The organism is Sphingobium sp. CFD-1 (genome assembly GCF_024611115.1).
Lineage (GTDB): Bacteria > Pseudomonadota > Alphaproteobacteria > Sphingomonadales > Sphingomonadaceae > Sphingobium > Sphingobium baderi_A.
In genome coordinates this window covers 1,076,943-1,091,095 of record NZ_CP084398.1, presented here as the reverse complement: position 1 = coordinate 1,091,095, position 14,153 = coordinate 1,076,943, and the positions used below count along the sequence as shown (strand labels likewise).

The window sequence follows — 14,153 nt, the reverse complement described above, 5'->3', positions numbered from 1 at the left end:
GTAGCAAGGAACCGTTATCCCGCGCGATGCGTTCGGTTTCCAGGGCGCATATGGCAAGGATTTCAGGTCCGGATGAAAAAGGCAATGCCTGACCGGCTGGAAAACCGGTTCGAACTGCTCATCCAGAGCGTGACGGACTATGCGATCTACATGCTCGATCCCGCCGGTACGGTGAGCAGTTGGAACGCCGGGGCCGAGCGGCTGAAGGGATATCGGGAAAGCGAAATTATCGGCCAAAATTTCTCCCGTTTCTATTCGGAAGATGACAGGTTGGCAGGCGTTCCCTCGCGGGCACTAGACACAACGGCGCGCGAAGGGCGTTTCGAGGCGGAGGGATGGCGAATCCGCAAGGACGGATCGCGATTCTGGGCAAGCGTCGTCATCGATGCCATCCGCAATGCCGAAGGTGAGCTTCTGGGCTTTGCCAAGGTCACGCGCGACCTTACCGAACGGCGCGAGGCGCAGCAGGCTTTGGAAGAAGCGCGCGAGGCCATTTTCCAGACGCAGAAAATGGAAGCCATCGGTAAATTGACGGGCGGCGTGGCCCATGATTTCAACAATCTGCTGGCGGTCATCGTGGGCAGCCTGGATCTTGCGCGGCAGCGTTTGGCCAGCGGGGCCGATATTTCCCGCTATATAGACAACGCCATGGCCGCAGCAGAGCGGGGCGCGACCCTGACGCAGCGCATGTTGGCCTTTGCGCGCAAACAGGAACTGAAACTGCAAAGCGTCGATTGCATCGCGCTGGTGCGGGACATGGCCGAATTGCTCAAGGCCACACTGGGCACGGGCGTGGGAATCGAAACCCGATTCCCCCTTGTCCTGGCGTCCGCTCAGGCGGATCCGGGGCAACTCGAACTCGCGCTGCTCAACCTTGCGGTCAATGCGCGCGACGCGATGCGTGGCGTGGGTTGCCTGATCCTCGAGGGGAGCGAAGTCGCAACCCCGCCAATTCCTCGCGGCGACCTGCAACCCGGCCCCTATATCCGCCTGTCGGTCATCGACGAGGGCGAAGGCATGGACGAAACGACGCTGGCACGCGCCACCGAACCTTTTTTCACCACGAAGGGCGTGGGCAAAGGGACGGGGCTTGGGCTGTCGATGGTCCACGGTTTTGCCGAACAGTGCGGCGGCGCAATGACCATCGAAAGCGAGGCGGGCAAGGGCACGACGGTTTCGCTCTGGTTGCCGGTAGCGGCGGCCAACGTCCCACGCGCCGAGGCAACCGTAACGGAAGTGGCATATGAAACCAGCACGCCACTGGTCATTCTGGCGGTCGACGATGATGATCTCGTGCTCATCAACACGGCGGGGATGCTGGAGGATCTGGGGCACACGGTATTTCAGGCCAGCGGCGCGGCCGACGCCCTTCGGATATTGGAGCAAGGCGACGTCGATCTGGTCATCACCGATCATGCGATGCCCGGCATGACCGGCGCGCAGCTGGCCGACGCGATCGAGGAAAAAATACCCGGCCTGCCGGTCATCATCATCACCGGCTTTGCCGAGTTACCACCCCATGCAAGCAGCAGGCCCAGGTTGGACAAGCCCTTCAAACAAGCGGCGCTGGCCCAGATCGTAAGCTCGATACGCCGCCGGCCCTTGCCTGACCCGGCTGGCGGCAGCAATGGCGATTCCGGCCAGGGATAGATTTCCCGAACAGCAAAGGGGGGAATGTGGATTTTTTCCGCATGGCTATTGCAAGCGGCCGGTGCATGACCAAAGGAAGGAAATAAACCTTCTTTTCAGCCGGCAGGATCGCATGGACACGCCCGCAGCGCCCACACCCACATCGCATTTCTTCACGTCGCTGCGGACACGCTTGCACTATGTGGATTGGGGAAATTCTGCAGCGCCGGCCCTGCTTCTGGTGCATGGGGGCTTCGACCATGCGCGCAGCTGGGACTGGACCGCCCGCGCGCTTTGCGGCGACTATCATGTCATGGCCGTCGATCTGCGCGGACATGGCGACAGCGGCTGGTCTTCCGACGGCGGCTACATGATGAGCAGCTTCGTCTACGATCTGGCGCAGATGGTGGATATGATCGGCGAAGAGACGGTGACGATCGTCGCCCATTCACTCGGCGGCGCCATCAGCCTGCGTTATGCGGGGCTTTATCCCGAGCGCGTGGCGAAGCTGGTCGCGATTGAGGGGCTTGGACTTTCCCCCGCGCGCTTACGGGAAAAGGCGGAAGAACCCGCGGTCGACAAATGGCGCGAATGGATCGATCGGCGGCGGAGCACGTTGCACAAACCCAGCCGCAAGCTGGCCTCGATCGAAGCAGGCGTGGAGCGGATGCGCGCGCGCAACGACCATCTGTCCGTCGAGCAGGCGTTGCACCTGACCATTCACGGCACCAACCGGAACGAGGACGGCAGCTATGGTTGGAAATTCGACTCCAGCCTGCGGGGCTGGTCGCCGGACACTGGTATCGACGACGAACTGCCGCAATTCTGGAGCCGGATCACCTGCCCCGTCATGTTGTGCCTTGGCCTGGACAGCTGGGCGTCAAATCCGGTTCAGGATGGCCGGGCCGCTCATTTTCAGGATGCGCGACTGGTGGAATTCGCCGATGCCGGCCATTGGCTGCATCACGACCAGTTCGGCCGCTTCATTGCCGAACTGCGCGCTTTCTTATGAAGGGAAAGCAGCCACGGCGTCGCGATATTCAGCCTTGAGCTGGTCGATGAAGGCGCCTGCGGGCTGAATCTTGCGGATTGCGCCAATGCCCTGTCCGGCGCCCCAGATGTCGCGCCACGCCTTCTTTCCATCGCCGCCCAGTTTCGCGAAATCCATCGACGCCGCTGCGGGCAGATTGTCGGGGTCCATGCCCGCCGCGACGATGCTGGGTTTCAGATAGTTGCCCAGAACGCCGCTGAACACGTCGGAATACACGATATCGCCCGCGCCGCTGTCGACGATCATCTGCTTGTAGGCGGGATCGGCATCGGCTTCCTCCGTCGCGATGAAGGGAGATCCCATATAGGCAAGGTCCGCCCCCATCATCCGCGCCGCGGCAATGGAACGTCCCGTTGCGATTGCGCCGGACAACGCCAATGGCCCATCGAACCAGGAGCGGATTTCCTCCACCAGCGCAAAGGGTGACAAGGTGCCCGCATGTCCCCCTGCCCCGGCCGCCACGGCGATCAGGCCATCTGCGCCCTTTTCAACCGCCTTGCGCGCAAAGACATTGTTGATGACGTCATGCAGGACGATGCCACCATAGCTGTGGATCGCCCGGTTCACATCTTCCCGCGCGCCGAGCGAGGTGATGACGATCGGCACCTTATATTTGACGCAAAGCGCCAGATCCTCCTCCAGCCGCGCATTGGTGCGGTGGACGATGAGGTTGACGGCGAAAGGGGCGTCCGTTTCGGTCAGCGCTTCCTCGATCTCCTGAAGCCAGCTTTCAAGAGTGCCCGAAGGCCGAGCGTTGAGCGAGGGAAACGCGCCGACAATGCCCGCGCGGCATTGCGCGATGACCAGGGAAGGCCGCGATACGAGGAACATGGGCGATCCGATCAGCGGAAGGGACAGGCGGCCTTCTAGCAACGCTGGCAGGGTCATGTCGGTGTTTCTCCCTCTTAGGCAACCGTGGCGCTATCATCGCAAAGAGGTAGGAAAAAGGAGAAAATCTGCTGTGTTGATTAAATAATACAGCAATGTTAGATCGCCTGGGATCAGGCATTTGGCGGAGGCTGGCCATGTATAGCGAAAGCGATCTACAGGATGCCGTAGCGGCCGGCGCCCTTTCAGCCGATGCCGCCAACGCGCTGCGCGACCATGTCGCCCGGATGCGCGCCAGCCCGGTCGTCGATGAAGAATATTTCCGCCTGCTGACGGGCTTCAACGATATCTTCGTCGCCATTGCCAGCATCATATTGCTGGTAGCCGTCGGATGGCTGGGCAACAGCCTGCGGTTGGGCGCGGCGGAATATCACCCTTCCATCGCATCGGGCCTGCTGGTGGCAGCAGCCAGTTGGGGGCTGGCGGAATATTTCACGCGTCAGCGGCGGATGGCCCTGCCCTCGATATTGTTGCTGGGTGGATTTGTCGGCGGCGTGGCGTTTGCTCTGACGGCGCTGGCCGGACAGATCTTGCCCGATGCGGATGACAGGATTGAGGGACTGATCGTGTCCGCCATTGCTCTGGCGAGCGCCGTTGCGGCCTGGATGCACTGGCGGCGTTTCATGGTGCCCATCACCGTCGCAGCGGGAGCAGCGGCGGGCGCAGCGGTCGTAGCGGGCCTCGTCCTGTCCATCGCGCCGGGAAATGAAAGACTATGGATCATTCTGCTGCTGATTGCGGGCCTTGCGATCTTTGCACTGGCGATGCGCTGGGACATGTCGGACCGGGGACGCACGACCCGGCGTTCCGACGTGGCTTTCTGGCTGCATCTGACAGCGGCTCCCATGATCGCCCATTCGCTGTTTCATCTGTTGGGCGTGTTCGACGGGAATGAAATGGGCATCGGCAAGGCCGTGATGGTCATCGCGCTCTATGTCGCCTTTGGACTGGTGGCACTGGCGATCGACCGGCGCGCCCTTCTGGTTTCAAGTCTGGCTTATGTGCTGTTCGCGCTCTATGCGCTGTTCCACAAGGCGGGCGCGGTCGAATTGTCCGCTGCCTTTACCGCGCTGGTGATCGGATCGGCCCTGTTGCTTCTATCCGCCCTTTGGCATCGGGCGCGGGCTTGGGTCGTCGGCAGCTTGCCCGATGTGCTGACGGATCGCCTGCCCTATCTGGACCGTGCCTCTCTGGATCAGGCCGCGGCCTGATCCGTCAATCCTCGACAATCTTGAGCAGTTTGCGTTCAACGGGCGCGAGGACGCCCTGAAGCTCCTGTCCGCGCTTGAGGACATGCCCCGCTTCACCGATCAATGCCCACATACCTTGCCGGTGGCGCAGCGCGGGGCGCTTTTCGATGCGATATTCGGGGCGTTCGGCGGACCGGCGAAAGGCGGAGAAAATCGCCGCGTCCCGGCCCATGTCCAGCGCATAGTCGCGCCAGTGCCCCGCCGAAACCATGCGACCATACAGATCCATGATCCGCTGGAGTTCCTGACGATCAAACCCGGTCTGCCCGACCTTTTGCCCATAAGCCGGAAAGGGTGTCACATTGGACATCAGGCGCGATCACGTTCCTTGAAAAGAGGAATGTCGTCCTTGCCGTCCGAACCAGCCCCACGCTGTTCCTTGATCAGTTGGGCCAAGCGCTTTTGAAGTTGCTCCACCTCGCACTGGAGCAGTTCCAGCTTCTGCTTTTCAGGATCGAAGCAATCGGAGCAGGGCGTGCCATAAGGCACGAAGTCACGCTGATAGGCCGTGACATCGACCAGCATCTGCCGCGCCGGTATGCCGACCATCGTCGCCCCTTCCGGCACATCCTTGGTCACCACGGCATTGGCCCCTACGCGCGCGCGCGCGCCTACGCGAATCGGTCCCAGGACTTGCGCGCCAGAACCCACGATCGCGCCATCTCCCAGTGTCGGATGGCGCTTTCCGGCAATGCCATTGGCCGGGTCCGTTCCGCCGAGCGTCACATTCTGATAGAGTGTGACGTCATCGCCGATTTCCGCAGTCTCTCCAATGACGGTAAAGCCATGATCGATGAAGAAACGCTTGCCGATCCTGGCGCCGGGATGAATGTCGTTCCCTGTCAGGAGCCGGGACAAATGGTTCACCGCCCGGGCAAGGAAATAGAGCCGCACACGATACAGACGGTGAGCTATACGATGAAAGGCCAGCGACCAGACGCCAGGATAGAGCAGGATTTCCGCGCGCGATCGAGGCGCCGGATCCCGCGACTTCACCGAGTCCAGATATGCCATGAGGTTACGCAGCATCTTTTCGTCCCTGAACAACCCGTGCCATGCACGGTTCCGCTCTACATAGTCGCATGGGCCTGATTTTTCCAGAGAAGCCCTAAAGACAGCTTATCATCGTGGAAAGGAAAGCTGCTTGGCTTTACGCGCAATTTCTATCATTGAGGTAGACATTCGATTTATAGGCGGTTCATGATCGATTCTCTCCTCAATCATTTCGGCGACATCCTGCCCTTCATCCTCATCGGCTTTGGGGCCCAGATGATCGACGGCGCGCTGGGCATGGCCTATGGCGTCATTTCAAGCACCCTGCTGCTGGCCTTGGGCCTGCCGCCGAGCAAGGCATCGGCCAGCGTCCATGCGGCGGAAACCTTCACCACCGGCGTTTCGGCGATCAGCCACATCGCGCATCGCAATGTCGACTGGCGCCTGTTCGCGCGCCTCATCATTCCGGGCATGATCGGCGGCGTGGCGGGCGCCTATCTGCTGTCCAACATCGACGGCGCGATCATTAAGCCGATAGTCCAGATCTATCTGACCAGCATTGGCATCTATCTGATCTGGCGTGGTTTCCATTTCCCTCCACAGGCGCGCGATCCGAAATGGGTGGCGCCACTGGGGCTTGCCGGCGGCTTCATGGATGCCACAGGCGGCGGCGGATGGGGACCGGTAGTCACATCCAATCTGCTGATCCAGGGGTCCAGTCCAAGGCATACGATCGGGACGGTGAACACAGTCGAGTTTTTCCTTACCCTTTCGATCAGTATCACCTTCCTGCTGCATCTGGGGTGGGAGACATTCACGACATACACCATCGGCCTTCTCGTCGGCGGCGTTGTGGCCGCACCGTTCGGAGCCATGCTGGCCCGCCATGTCGCGCCTCGCGTCCTGTTTGTCGCGGTGGGAGTCATCCTGACCCTGACGTCGCTGTTCGGAGTCGCCAAATGGCTTGGATATATAGGTTAGATCACTTATATTCGGCTTGTTAATCGAGAAAGCCGATCAAGATGTCCAACTACATGCCCACGCTCAAACAGCTCCAATATCTGGTGGCGCTAAAAGAGCATGAGCATTTCGGCAAGGCGGCCGATAGCTGCTATGTCACCCAATCCACGCTTTCGGCGGGGATCAGGGAACTGGAATCGCTGATCGGCGTGACGCTGGTGGAGCGGACGCGGCGCGTGGTGCGCTTCACAGCGCTGGGCGATCAGATCGTTGAAAAAGCGCACCGCGTCCTTCGCGAAGCCGAGGAACTGTCCGCCATCGCAGAGGCTTCCGGCAAGCCACTGACCGGTGAACTCAGGATGAGCGTCATCCCAACCATCGCGCCTTTTCTCCTGCCGCGCCTGCTGCCTCGCCTGCGGGCCGACCGCCCAGAACTCAAACTCTATTTGCGTGAAGAAACGACGCAGGCAGGCATAGAATCCCTGCGCCATGGCAATGTGGATTGCGTCCTTCTGGCTCTGCCCTTCCCCACGGGCGAGGTGGATAGCGAAATCCTGTTCCAGGACCGGCTCTATGTCGCCTTCCCACGCGACGATCCGCGCGATCCGCCCGAATGGATCGGCCCGGATATGATCGACGAAACGAAGCTGCTCCTGCTGGAGGACGGGCATTGCCTGAAAGACCATGCACTGGCGGCATGCAACCGGCCAGAATTGCGGGCCAGCGCCACGATGATGGGAACATCGCTGCACACGCTGGTGCAGATGGTCGACAATGGGTTGGGCGTCACCATGCTGCCGGAAATGGCGATCACCGGGGGCATATTGGACCATACCCATATCACGGCGCGTCCTTTGCAATCGGAACGGGCCTGCCGGGATATTGCGCTGATCTGGCGCAAAAACAGCCCGCGAGAGAAGGAATTCCGCCTCCTTGCCGAAATTTTACGGGCGGCGGAAACGCCACCGCTGAACCATGGCGAGGCGTCGCCGCTTTAGCGCGTCCAGCCGCGTGCTTTTTCCTCATCCTCCGCGCGCGCTTCGACCCAGCGAGCCGCGCCATCGGTGAAATGCTCCTTCTTCCAGAAGGGCGCGTGGGATTTCAGCCAGTCGATCAGGTAAGCGCAGCTTTCCAGCGCCGCCGTCCTGTGGCGGGATGCCGTGCCGACAAAGACGATGCGCGCCCCGGGCTCCAGCCGTCCCACGCGGTGAACGACGCTGACGCCCAATAGCGGCCAGCGAGACATCGCTTCATCAACGATCCGTTCGGCCTGCGGCAGGGTCATCGCTGGATAATGCTCCAGTTCCAGCGCCGTCAGCCTACCCTCGCCCCGCACGATGCCGGTAAAGCTCGCCACACCGCCACCACCCAGCGCTTCCAGTGCGGCAAGTTCGATGGCCGCGTCGAAATCCTCCGTCTGGATGGAAATCCGCCTCATCCGCCCGTCACCGGGGGGAAGAGCGCCAGTTCCCGCGCCTCCCCGATCACATCGCTGAACGGAACGAAACGCTGATCGAGCGCTGCGCGAAGGCGGGAAGCATCGCTCAAGGCTTCCGCATATCCGCCGCCTCGCAACGCCAATGCCGCGACCAGATCGCCTATGGTCTTGCCGGGCGCAGGCCGCTCGATACGCTCTTCATCCAGGCCGATGGCTTCGCGCACCCAGGCGAAATAGACGAGGGTCAGCGTCGCCATCGTTCAATCCATATGCCGGATGCCGACGCGCAGATAATCCCATCCGGTGATGAGCGTCAGCACGGCGGCGGCCCATAATGTCGCAAGGCCGATCATCTGCACGAAAGCATATTGCGGCACCGCGCCAGCCAGGATCAGCGCGCCCAGGGCGATAATCTGAAGGGTTGTCTTCCATTTAGCGAGGCGGGACACCGGGACGGAGACCTGCAATCCCGCCAGAAATTCGCGCAGGCCGGAAACGGCGATCTCTCGCAGCAGGATGACCATGGCCGCGACGATATGAATGCCGGCGATGTCCCGCGTCGCCGCCAGCATCAGGATCACGGCGCCCACCATGATCTTGTCGGCGATCGGATCGAGGAAAATGCCCAGCCGGGACACGGCTCCCTGCGCGCGGGCAAGATAGCCGTCGAAATAATCCGTCACGCCCATGAGGCAGTAAAGAGCGAAGGCCAGCGCATAGCCGGTGGTCCAGCGCGCGCCGATTTCGGCGGGCCAGAGCAACGCGACCAGAAGGGGCACGGTCAGTATACGCGAAAGCGTCAGCAGATTGGGCAGCGTCAGCATAGCGGCGGACTGCCACAGTCGGGCCGCAGGCACAAGCATAGCAACATCGAATGGTCCCGATTGGGCAGCAGGATTGGACGAGAGGGTTGGACAGCGACGGCGCCAGCGGCTAGACCCCGCCCGATTGTCCACAGCGAAGAAGACCGACCGCACATGCAGGCCTCGCTCAGGCTTCTCAACAAGCGCCGTTTCCTGCCGCTTTTCGTGACTCAGCTCCTCGGCGCGTTCAACGACAATCTGTTCAAGAACGCCATGGTCCTGTTCGTGGTGTATCAGGTCTATAACGACGAAAGATCGGAAACCTGGTTCAGCGCGCTGGCGACGGGGATTTTCATCCTGCCATTCTTCCTTCTGTCCGCGCTGTCAGGGCAATTGGCCGACCAGCGCGACAAGGCGACCATCATCCGCATCGTGAAGGCCGTGGAAATCGCGATCATGACGGTGGGCGCAGCGGGCCTTGCTCTCATCTGGAGCGGGATCGCCGTTCACATGCTTGCGATTCCCCTGCTGTTGACCGCGCTGTTCGCGATGGGCGTCCATTCGACCTTCTTCGGCCCGATTAAATATGCGATCCTGCCCCAGCACCTGCATGATGAGGAAGTTCTGGGCGGCACCGGGCTGGTTGAAGCGGGCACCTATATCGCCATTCTCGCCGGGACGATCCTGGCGGGTCTTATCCCGATCGAAGCGGCCGCCATCGGCATCATCGTCACCGCGCTCATCGGCTATCTGGCGGGTCGCGCCGTGCCCCCCGCCCCGTCGCTGTTGGAAAAGCAACCGATCGACTTTCACATCATCCGCTCGTCGGTCACACTGGTGCGCGGGACGATGCATATCCGCCGCCTCTTCCTGGCGATCATGTCGATCAGCCTGTTTTGGGCGGTTGGCTCCATCCTGTTCATCCAGTTCCCGCCGCTGGTGAAGAATGTGCTGACCGCCGACAAAGCGGTCGCCAGCTTGTTCCTGGCCATATTTTCCATCGGCATCGCCATTGGCTCCATCGCGATCAATCGGCTGTTGTGCGGACAGGTCTCTGCCCGATTTGCCCCGGCTTCGGTCATCGGCATGGGACTCTGCATCGTCGCTTTCCACATCGTGTGCGACCTGTGGACGCCAGAGCCAGGCGGGGAACTGCTTTCTCTCTCGGGCTTTCTGGCCCACCCCCTCGCCATCGCTCTTTCGCTCTGCCTGCTGGGCGTGGCGACATTTGGCGGCATGTTCGTGGTACCACTCTATGCCTTTTTGACCACGACCGTCGAAAAATGCGAAGCGGCGCGCACCGTGGCGGCCAATAATATTGTGAATTCCGGGGCCATGGTCATCGGATCGGTGATCGCCATCGCCCTCAGCATCGCGGGCATGTCTGTGGTCAATCAGTTGCTGTTGGTGGCGCTCTTGACGCTACCGTGCGCCTGGCTTGCCTGGAAACTGCACAAGGCCTGCGATGGCGTCCTGTGCGACTGACCGATCAGAAGATGAAACTGTAGAAAGCCGTGAAAAAGGCGCAGAAGCTGAGCGCGAACAATTTCCAGTCGCTGTCGTCGTCCACCGGCCGTTTGCGGCGGCCAGCGGCGTCACCCTCCGCTACGCGCAGCACATGAGGCGGCAGCATCTTCCGGAAGGGATGCCGGGCGGATTCCGTGGTGAGGACGAGCGGACGGTTTCGCATGACCTATCATTAACGCATTATTTACCATTCCGGCCACGCCCAATCATGGTTAATCTGATGTTGTCCCGGTGCGGGACATGCTTGACTGTATCACCCTTACAATACAGCATGGTCTGACCGATGAACGATCCCTTGCCAACCGTCGATCCTGCCGCCGGCGCCTCGCGCCCCTTCGGCGCAGGGCCACCCAGCGCCTTCGCGCCGCCCACGCCTTGGAAAAGGCGGCTGCAGATCATGGGATGGATCATCGCGGGGCTGATGGCCCTGCTGATGATTATCATCGCCTGGCTGGCGGTGACGGCGCCCTTGTCGCGGTCGCTGGAGCCGATTGCGCCACCCAGCATCAGCCTGATGTCGTCGGACGGGCATCTGATCGCCCGACGCGGAGCCGTGATCGACAAGCCGGTCGCGATCAAGGACTTGCCCGCCCATGTGCCACAGGCTTTCATGGCGATAGAGGATCGGCGCTTCTACAGTCATTGGGGCATCGATCCGCGCGGAATAGCGCGAGCGGCCTGGCACAATTTGTGGTCGGACAGCTCATCGCAGGGCGGGAGCACCATCACCCAGCAGCTTGCCAAAGGCGTGTTCCTTTCCAGCAATCGCACCTTCGGGCGCAAGGGGCGCGAAGCGCTGATCGCCTTCTGGCTGGAGGCCTGGCTGACGAAGGACCAGATTTTCGAACGCTATCTGTCGAACGTCTATTTCGGCGACAATGTCTATGGATTAAGGGCCGCCTCGCTCCATTATTTCAATCGCCAGCCCGAACGGCTGACCATATCGCAGGCGGCCATGCTGGCGGGTCTTTTGAAAGCGCCATCCCGCCTTGCCCCTACGACAAATCTTGAAGGCGCCCGCACCCGCGCCGATCTGGTGACGCAAGCGATGGTGGACGCGGGCTATATCACCAAAGCGCAGCGCGACGCCCTCTCCCCCGCGCGGCTCAATGTGCATGAAACGGCCGATCCTACCAGCGGCACCTATTTCGCGGATTGGGTGCTGCCCGATGCGCGGGACCGTGCGGGCGCGGTATATGGTGCCCAGAATGTGACGACTACGCTCGACTGGCGCATCCAGCGCCTCGCCGAAAGCGCCGTTCGCCGTGCGCCGCTGGGCGGGGCGGAGGCGGCGCTGGTGGCCATGAAGCCGGACGGCAGCGTCGTCGCCATGGTCGGGGGCCGAAATTATGGAAAAAGCAGCTTCAACCGCGCCGTTCAGGCCAAGCGGCAACCCGGCTCGACCTTCAAGCTGTTCGTCTATCTGGCAGCCTTTCGCGCCGGGATGACGCCGGACGACATGATCGAAGACAGGCCGATCACCACGGGCACCTATCGCCCCACCAACCATGGCGGCAAATATCGCGGGCAAATCACCCTGCGGCAGGCCTTCGCCGTCTCCAGCAATGTGGCAGCCGTACGGCTGACGCAAAAGGTGGGCATAGACAACGTCATCAAGGTCGCCCGCGACCTGGGCGTCACCGCGCCGCTGACCGAGGATCTGAGCCTTGCGCTCGGCACGTCGGAAATTCCGCTGATCGAGCTGGCCGAAGCCTATGCGGCGGTGGCGGCGGGCGCCTATCCAGTGATGGCCCATGGCTTGCCGCCGGAGGAACAGGGCTGGTTCGACCGCCTGATGCGACGCCAGCATCATTTCAGTGACGATCAGTTGGAAATGATCCGCGACCTTCTCTCTTCCGCCGCCAATCAGGGCACGGGGAGCGCGGCGGCGCTGCGGACCAGCACTTTCGGCAAGACCGGGACGACGCAGGACAGCCGCGATGCGATCTTCGTGGGCTATGCCGGAGGTCTGGTGACAGCGGTGTGGATCGGCAATGACGATAACAGCCCCTTGCCCGGCGGATCGGCGGGCGGCGGCATACCGGCGCGTATCTGGCGGGATTTCATGAGCCGGGCGATCAATGAGCCGGTCGAGAATGCACCCGAGGAACAGAAGGACAGCGACCTCGTCAATGCCATCGCCAATGTGACGGTGGAAGCGGGCCTTGGGAACATGAGCGTGGACGTCAATCAGGAAGGTATGACGGTGAACATCGGCCCAGCCCAGATTCGCCTGCCCACCGAGCAACCTCCGCCCGGTCAAGCGCCCGCGCCGCAACAAGGCACGCCGCCGCCCCGCATCGCGCCGACCCAACCGCCCGGCCAGGGTGCGCCGCAATAGGCCAAGGCCGGCGGTTGACGTCGCGCCGCGCAGAAGGTCATGCGGGCACATGCGCTCTATCTCCGGCACATGATTCGCAAGGACAAGCAAGGTATGGCATTCACCGCAAAGATCCTGTTGCTGGGCTCGGGCGAACTCGGTCGGGAGTTCGTCATTTCCGCCAAGCGGCTGGGCTGTCAGGTCATCGCCTGCGACAGCTATGCCGGTGCGCCCGCCATGCAGGTCGCGGACGGATACGAAGTCTTTTCCATGCTGGACGGCGATGCGCTCAAGGCGGCGATCCACCAGCACCGGCCCGATTTCGTTGTGCCGGAGATCGAAGCGATACGCACGGAAACTCTGGCGGAGGTCGAAGCGCACGGCGTCGCCGTGGTTCCTTCCGCACGCGCCACCATGATGACCATGAACCGCGACGCCATTCGAGAGGTGGCGGCGGTCGAACTGGGTCTTCGCACATCACGCTATCGCTATGCCGAAAGTCTGGAGGAAGTGCGGGCCGGGGCCGAGCATACGGGTCTACCCTGCGTCATCAAGCCGGTTATGTCCTCTTCCGGCAAGGGACAGAGCACGGTGCGAAACGCCAATGAGTTGGAAAGCGCATGGACCTATGCGGCGGCGAACATGCGCGGCGACCGGCAGCGCGTGATCGTGGAGGAATTCATCCCCTTCGATTATGAAATCACGCTGCTCACCGTGCGGACCCGCGATGGCGTGCTGTTTTGTCCACCCATCGGGCACCGGCAGGAACGCGGCGACTATCAGGAAAGCTGGCAGCCCACGCCCATGTCCGCCAAGGCGCTGGCGGACGCGCAGGACATGTCGCGCAAGGTGGTCGACAATCTGGGCGGCTACGGCCTTTTCGGTGTGGAATTCTTTGTGAAGGGCGAGGAAGTGATCTTCTCCGAACTGTCGCCGCGCCCGCACGATACGGGCATGGTAACATTGATTTCCCAGAAACTGAGCGAGTTCGACCTGCATGCCCGTGCGATATTAGGCCTGCCGATCCCGGAAATCCGGCTCTACGGCGCAGCGACGTCAGCGGTGATTCTCGCCGACCGGGAATCGGACAATTTCCGCTTTGAAGGACTGGCCGATGCGCTGGCGACAACCGGAGCAGAAGTGGATGTCCGCTTGTTCGGCAAGCCCACAACTCGCCCTTATCGCCGAATGGGCGTGGCGCTGGCCCGTGCGGAGACGGTAGAGGAAGCAAGGCGGGTCGCGGCGGAAGCGGCAGCCAAGGTGCGAATCGTCTATGACAAAGGATAAAGGCGGC

15 protein-coding genes are annotated in these 14,153 nt (G+C 61.8%); 8 read left to right on the top strand and 7 right to left on the bottom strand.

All coding sequences use genetic code 11. The features are described from left to right. Positions 1 to 84 precede the first annotated feature (84 nt). Positions 85 to 1,650 (top strand): PAS domain-containing sensor histidine kinase, encoded by a 1,566-nt coding sequence (locus LDB26_RS05585; protein WP_306812053.1) that lies wholly within the window; start codon positions 85 to 87, stop codon positions 1,648 to 1,650. Positions 1,651 to 1,762: 112 nt separating this feature from the next. Next, positions 1,763 to 2,641 carry an alpha/beta fold hydrolase gene (locus tag LDB26_RS05580; protein WP_257540899.1) on the top strand — a complete coding sequence of 293 codons (879 nt, stop codon included), beginning with the start codon at positions 1,763 to 1,765 and terminating at the stop codon, positions 2,639 to 2,641. On the opposite strand, the gene LDB26_RS05575 is transcribed toward LDB26_RS05580, so the two are convergent. Further along, entirely contained in the window at positions 2,636 to 3,568 is a 933-nt protein-coding gene (locus tag LDB26_RS05575; protein ID WP_062064659.1) for a nitronate monooxygenase family protein, read from the bottom strand. The two genes, LDB26_RS05580 and LDB26_RS05575, sit on opposite strands and share 6 nt — an antisense overlap. 137 nt (positions 3,569 to 3,705) lie before the next feature. Here LDB26_RS05575 and LDB26_RS05570 point away from each other — a divergent pair, with 137 nt between their 5' ends. Continuing rightward, positions 3,706 to 4,779 carry a hypothetical protein gene (locus LDB26_RS05570; RefSeq protein WP_257540897.1) on the top strand — a complete coding sequence of 358 codons (1,074 nt, stop codon included), beginning with the start codon at positions 3,706 to 3,708 and terminating at the stop codon, positions 4,777 to 4,779. 4 nt (positions 4,780 to 4,783) lie between these two features. Here LDB26_RS05570 and LDB26_RS05565 read toward each other — a convergent pair whose 3' ends face one another. Together LDB26_RS05565 and epsC are read right to left on the bottom strand one after the other, a co-directional pair. Next, a complete protein-coding gene (locus tag LDB26_RS05565) occupies positions 4,784 to 5,128 on the bottom strand; it encodes a DUF2794 domain-containing protein (RefSeq protein ID WP_062064655.1) in 345 nt (114 codons plus the stop codon). Further along, positions 5,128 to 5,847 (bottom strand): serine O-acetyltransferase EpsC, encoded by a 720-nt coding sequence (gene epsC, locus LDB26_RS05560; protein WP_257540875.1) that lies wholly within the window; start codon positions 5,845 to 5,847, stop codon positions 5,128 to 5,130. The genes LDB26_RS05565 and epsC overlap by 1 nt, the downstream gene beginning before the upstream one ends. Positions 5,848 to 6,018: 171 nt before the next feature. Between epsC and LDB26_RS05555 the strand changes: the two genes are divergently transcribed. Both LDB26_RS05555 and LDB26_RS05550 read left to right on the top strand, forming a co-directional pair. Further along, entirely contained in the window at positions 6,019 to 6,792 is a 774-nt protein-coding gene (locus tag LDB26_RS05555; RefSeq protein ID WP_062064651.1) for a sulfite exporter TauE/SafE family protein, read from the top strand. 41 nt (positions 6,793 to 6,833) lie between these two features. Then, positions 6,834 to 7,769: a hydrogen peroxide-inducible genes activator gene (locus LDB26_RS05550; protein ID WP_257540873.1), complete on the top strand. Its 936-nt coding sequence runs from the start codon at positions 6,834 to 6,836 to the stop codon at positions 7,767 to 7,769. Here LDB26_RS05550 and LDB26_RS05545 read toward each other — a convergent pair. The 3 genes from LDB26_RS05545 to pgsA are packed head-to-tail and all read right to left on the bottom strand — an operon-like array spanning position 7,766 to position 9,033. Next, positions 7,766 to 8,209, bottom strand: coding sequence for a molybdenum cofactor biosynthesis protein MoaE (locus LDB26_RS05545; protein ID WP_257540871.1), 444 nt, complete (start codon positions 8,207 to 8,209; stop codon positions 7,766 to 7,768). The genes LDB26_RS05550 and LDB26_RS05545 overlap by 4 nt on opposite strands. Next, positions 8,206 to 8,466 carry a molybdopterin converting factor subunit 1 gene (moaD, locus tag LDB26_RS05540; protein ID WP_257540869.1) on the bottom strand — a complete coding sequence of 87 codons (261 nt, stop codon included), beginning with the start codon at positions 8,464 to 8,466 and terminating at the stop codon, positions 8,206 to 8,208. The genes LDB26_RS05545 and moaD overlap by 4 nt, the downstream gene beginning before the upstream one ends. Positions 8,467 to 8,469: 3 nt before the next feature. After that, positions 8,470 to 9,033 carry a CDP-diacylglycerol--glycerol-3-phosphate 3-phosphatidyltransferase gene (gene pgsA / locus LDB26_RS05535; protein ID WP_062068693.1) on the bottom strand — a complete coding sequence of 188 codons (564 nt, stop codon included), beginning with the start codon at positions 9,031 to 9,033 and terminating at the stop codon, positions 8,470 to 8,472. A 153-nt stretch (positions 9,034 to 9,186) separates the two neighbouring features. Here pgsA and LDB26_RS05530 point away from each other — a divergent pair, with 153 nt between their 5' ends. Further along, entirely contained in the window at positions 9,187 to 10,497 is a 1,311-nt protein-coding gene (locus LDB26_RS05530; protein ID WP_257540867.1) for an MFS transporter, read from the top strand. Between the two features lie 4 nt (positions 10,498 to 10,501). Here the strand turns inward: LDB26_RS05530 and LDB26_RS05525 are convergent, their stop codons facing one another. Continuing rightward, a complete protein-coding gene (locus tag LDB26_RS05525; RefSeq protein ID WP_257540865.1) occupies positions 10,502 to 10,702 on the bottom strand; it encodes a hypothetical protein in 201 nt (66 codons plus the stop codon). Between the two features lie 120 nt (positions 10,703 to 10,822). Here LDB26_RS05525 and LDB26_RS05520 point away from each other — a divergent pair, with 120 nt between their 5' ends. Continuing rightward, positions 10,823 to 12,880: a transglycosylase domain-containing protein gene (locus tag LDB26_RS05520; protein ID WP_257540863.1), complete on the top strand. Its 2,058-nt coding sequence runs from the start codon at positions 10,823 to 10,825 to the stop codon at positions 12,878 to 12,880. A gap of 93 nt (positions 12,881 to 12,973) precedes the next feature. Further along, positions 12,974 to 14,146, top strand: coding sequence for a formate-dependent phosphoribosylglycinamide formyltransferase (purT, locus tag LDB26_RS05515; protein ID WP_257540861.1), 1,173 nt, complete (start codon positions 12,974 to 12,976; stop codon positions 14,144 to 14,146). The last annotated feature ends 7 nt before the right edge of the window (positions 14,147 to 14,153 follow it).